2 protein-coding genes are annotated in these 4,982 nt (G+C 72.1%); both read left to right on the forward strand.

Features of this window, described 5'->3' with window-relative positions:
* On the forward strand, positions 1 to 3,361 hold a 3,361-nt coding region (locus ACPXBU_RS34745), incomplete at its 5' end, for an SDR family NAD(P)-dependent oxidoreductase (RefSeq protein WP_425761388.1).
* Positions 3,362 to 3,402: 41 nt separating this feature from the next.
* A partial coding sequence (locus ACPXBU_RS34750) for a type I polyketide synthase (RefSeq protein ID WP_425761389.1) occupies positions 3,403 to 4,982 on the forward strand: 1,580 nt, incomplete at its 3' end.

Here is a 4,982-nt window from a genome sequence, read left to right on the forward strand (position 1 = left end):
CCAGATCACCCCGACCGGCACCGACGGCCACCACGACCTGACCATCACCTCTCCCACCGGCCTACACGCCACCGGCATCCTCACCACCGACACCCGACCAGAAACCCACCCGGGCCTCACCGCTTGGCCGCCACCGGGCGCCGAACCCGCCGACATCAGTGACCTGTATCCGGCTCTCACCGCAGCCGGTTACGACTACGGACCCACCTTCCACGGACTCCAGACCGCCTGGACCGACGGCGATCACGTCTACGCCGACGTCGCCCTGCCCGAGGGCACCGACACCACCGGCTACGGCATCCACCCCGCACTCCTGGACGCCGCTTTGCACGCCATGTCCCTGACCCACCAGACCACCGAAACCCTGCTGCCCTTCGCCTTCACCGACGTCCGCCTACACGCCTCTGACGCCACCCACCTCCGGGTCCACCTCACCCGCACCGGAGAACGCGAGGTGCGCGTCGATCTGAGTGACGCGGCGGGCGCTCCGGTGGCCACGATTGGGCAGCTGGGGTTGCGCGCCGTCGATCTGGAGCGGGTGACGCCGACGCCCAGCAGCGACGGGCTTCTCGAAGTCCGCTGGGGCGCTGTGTCGATGCCGGCGGACGTCGATGTGGAGGGTTTCGCCCAGCTGGACGGGACCGGGCTACGGGGCTTGGCATCCTTTACCGGGGTGGCCGGCGTGCTGGCCGCCGCGGACCCGCCGACCGTGCTGATCGCTCGTGTGCCCGGCGGGACGGTCCGTGAGACCACCACCGGGACGTTGACGCTGGTGCAGGATTTCCTGGCAGCGCCGGAGCTGGCGGACACGCGGCTGATGCTGCTCACCGACGGCGGCGTGGTGACGGAGCCGGGCGAGCGGCTTCGCGATCCAGCGCAGGCCGCGGTGGGTGGGCTGATTCGGGCTGTGCAGGCCGAGCACCCGGGCCGCTTGCTGCTGCTCGACGGCGTGGACGCTGGTCCGGCCGAACTGGCGGCCGCCGTACGTCTGCAGGAGCCGGAACTGGCGTACCGCGACGGCCGACTCCTCGCTCCCCGGCTGGCATCGTTGCCGGTACCGCCGGTGCTGCCGCCGGATCCGTCGTGGCGGCTGGAGGCCGGCGACGGCACGCTCGAGGGTCTCGCCGTGCTTGAGCACGCGCAGGCGCGAGCGCCGCTCGCGCCCGGCGAGGTCAGGATCGCGATCAGGGCGGCCGGCATCAACTTCCGGGACGCGATGATCGCCCTCGGCATGTATCCGGATCAGGCGCTGCTGGGCAGCGAGGGCGCCGGTGTGGTCGTGGAGACGGGCGCGGCGGTCACCGACTTCGCGCCCGGCGACCGAGTGATGGGTCTGCTGCCGGGCTCCTTCGGCCCGATGACTGTCGCGGATCACCGGATGCTCGCCCGAGTCCCGGACGGCTGGTCGTTCGCGCAGGCCGCGGCGGTCCCGGTGGTCTACACCACCGCCTACTACGCACTTGTCGACCTGGGCGGTCTGCTGTCCGGTGAACGGGTTCTGGTGCACTCCGCGGCCGGTGGTGTCGGCATGGCCGCCACCCAGCTGGCTCGTCATTTCGGCGCCGAGGTCTTCGGTACGGCCAGCCAGGGGAAGTGGGAGGTGTTGCGGCGTAACGGTTTTGACGACGCGCACCTGGCGTCGTCGCGTACGACGGACTTCGAGGCGGAGTTCTCGGCCGCGACCGACGGGCGTGGCGTGGACGTGGTCCTGAATTCGCTGGCCGGCGACTTCGTCGACGCGTCGCTGAGGTTGCTGCCGCGCGGCGGCCGGTTCCTGGAGATGGGCAAGACCGACATCCGGGCCGCCGACCGCGTCTCGGACGACCACGCCGGGGTCCACTATCGAGCGTTCGACGCGATCGAGGCGGGGCCGGACCGGATCCGGGAAATCCTGCGCGAGGTCCTCGACTTGTTCGCCCGTGGCGTGTTGACGTTGCCGCCGATCGGTGTCTGGGACGTACGTGCCGCCGGTGACGCGCTGCGCTTCGTCAGCCAGGCCCGGCACGTCGGTAAGGTGGTGCTGACCGTGCCGGCCCCGCTCGACCCCGATGGCACGGTTCTCATCAGCGGCGGCACCGGCGCGCTGGGCGGTCTGCTCGCGCGGCACCTGGTGGACCGGCACGGCGCCCGCAACCTGCTGCTGGTCAGCCGATCCGGCGACCGCGCCGAGGGCGCGACCGCGCTGGCAGAGGACCTGCGCGGGCTGGGCGCGGCGGTCACCCTCGCGGCGTGCGACCTCGGCGACCGTACGTCCGTCGAGAAGCTCCTCGCCGACGTGCCCGCCGAACATCCCCTGACCGCGGTCGTCCACGCCGCCGGTGTGGTGGACGACGCACTGGTCGAACGGCAGAGCCCGGAGCGCCTCGACACGGTGTTCCGGCCCAAGACCGACGCCGCCCGGCACCTGCACGAGCTCACGGCCACCTCCGACCTCGCGGCGTTTGTGCTGTTCTCCTCGGTGGCCGGCGTGTTCGGCAGTCCCGGCCAGAGCAACTACGCGGCCGCCAACGCCTATCTCGACGCGCTCGCCCGGCAGCGGCGCGGCGACGGTCTGCCCGCGCTCTCCATCGCCTGGGGCTTCTGGGCACAGCGCAGCGCCATGACCGGACACCTGAGCGACGCGGACCGGCGTCGGATCGCCCGCTCCGGCATGCGCACGCTCTCCGCCGACGAAGGTCTCGCGCTGTTCGACGAAGCGCTGGCGCGGCCCGCGGCCGCACCGGTGGCCGGTGGCATCGACCTCACACCGCTGCGCGGCGCCGAACCGGCCGCCGTTCCGGCCCTGCTGCGCGACCTGGTGGGCGCCACACCCCGGCGGACCGCGGCAGCCGCCGTCGAGGGCGGTGGCACCGATCTCACCGTACGCCTGGCCGCCCTGCCGGCCGGCGATCGGGACCGCTACCTGCTGGACCTGGTACGCGCGCACACCGCCACCGTCCTCGGCCATGCCGGCACCGCCGACGTCCCGGCCACGGCCGCGTTCAAAGAGCTCGGCTTCGACTCGCTCGCCGCGGTCGAGCTGCGCAACCGACTGGCCACCGCCACCGGACTGCGGCTGCCGGCCACGCTCGCGTTCGACCACCCGTCCCCGGCCGCGGTCGGCGAATTCCTGCTCGGCGAGCTGGCCGGCACCGGCGCGCCCTCGGTGCTCGCCGAACTCGACCGCTTGGAAGCCCTGCTGCTGGGCGTGGACGAGGACGCCGAGCTGCACGCGGAGGTCGCGGTCCGACTACAGAACCTCTCCAAGCGCTGGACGGCCACCGCCGTACCGGAAGAGCGGGTTTCGGTGGCCGACGACCTGGACGCCGCCACCGACGACGAGGTGTTCGACTTCATCGGCAAGGAACTGGGGATCTCGTGACCGCGCAGCCCGTACCGAACCGCCCGGACAAGGAGACGGCCGTGGCCGACGAGGACAAGCTCCGCTATTTTCTCCGCCGCGTCACTGCCGACCTGCACGACACCCGGCGCAAGCTTGAGGAGTTCGAGGCGCGGGAGCAGGAACCGATCGTGGTGGTGGGCATGGGTTGCCGCTACCCGGGCGGTGTGCGCTCGCCCGAGGACCTTTGGCGTACGGCCGCCGAGGGCCGGGACGCGATGACCGAGTTCCCTGTCGACCGCGGCTGGGATCTCGACGCGCTGTACGACCCGGATCCGGACCGGCAGGGCACCTCCTACTCGCGGCACGGCGGATTCCTGCTGGACGTCGCGGACTTCGACGCCGGGTTCTTCGGTATCAGCCCGCGCGAGGCGGTCGCCATGGACCCGCAGCAGCGGCTGCTGCTCGAGGTGTCCTGGGAGACGATCGAGCGCGCTGGTATCGATCCCACGACGCTGCGCGGCAGCCGCACCGGCGTCTTCGTCGGCAGCAGCGGCCAGGACTACACAGCGCTGGTGCAGACCTCCGGCGGCAACGGCGGCTACCTGATCACGGGCAATGCGGCGAGCGTGGCGTCCGGTCGGCTCGCCTACACGTTCGGGTTCGAAGGCCCCGCCGTGTCGGTCGACACCGCATGCTCGTCCTCTCTGGTCGCCCTCCACATGGCCGGGCAGGCGCTGCGCTCCGGCGACTGCCGCCTCGCCCTGGCCGGCGGGGTCACCATCATGTCGACGCCCACACTGTTCGTCGAGTTCAGCCGGCAACGGGGGCTGGCCCCGGACGGGCGGGTGAAGGCGTTCGCGGCGGCAGCCGACGGCACGGCGTGGGGTGAGGGCGTCGGCATGCTGCTGCTGGAACGGCTCTCGGACGCCGAGCGCAACGGACACCCGATCCTCGGGGTGATCCGGGGCAGCGCGGTCAACCAGGACGGCGCGAGCAACGGGATCAGCGCGCCGAACGGCCCCTCGCAGCGGCGGGTGATCCGGCAGGCGCTGGCGAACGCACGGCTGTCGACGGCGGACGTGGACGTCGTGGAGGCGCACGGCACCGGCACCACGCTGGGTGACCCGATCGAGGCGCAGGCGCTGCTGGCGACGTACGGGCAGGGGCGGGGGGCCGGCGAACCGCTGCTGCTGGGGTCGATCAAGTCGAACATCGGTCACACCCAGGCGGCGGCCGGTGTCGCGGGCGTCATCAAGATGGTGGTAGCGCTGCAGCGAGGGGAACTGCCCGCCACGCTGCACGTGGACGAGCCGACACCGCATGTCGACTGGTCGGCGGGCGCGGTCTCGCTGCTCACCGAGGCGCGGGAGTGGCCAGAGGTGGATCGGCCGCGCCGGGCGGCCGTGTCGTCGTTCGGTATCTCGGGGACGAATGCGCATGTGATCGTGGAGCAGGCCCCGGCGCCGGCCGCTGCGGATGTGGTGTCGCGGGAGTTGCCTGTTGTGCCGTTGGTGTTCTCCGCCCGTGGCCAGGGTGCTTTGGCCGCGCTGCGGGAGCGGGTCACCGATGATTCGGCGGCGGTGGGTGCTGCGTTGGTGCGGCGGTCGGTGTTCGAGGATCGGGCGGTGCGGGTCGGTGACGAGCTGATCGAGGGCACCGC

Source organism: Micromonospora sp. DT231, from assembly GCF_049847025.1.
Lineage (GTDB): Bacteria > Actinomycetota > Actinomycetes > Mycobacteriales > Micromonosporaceae > Micromonospora.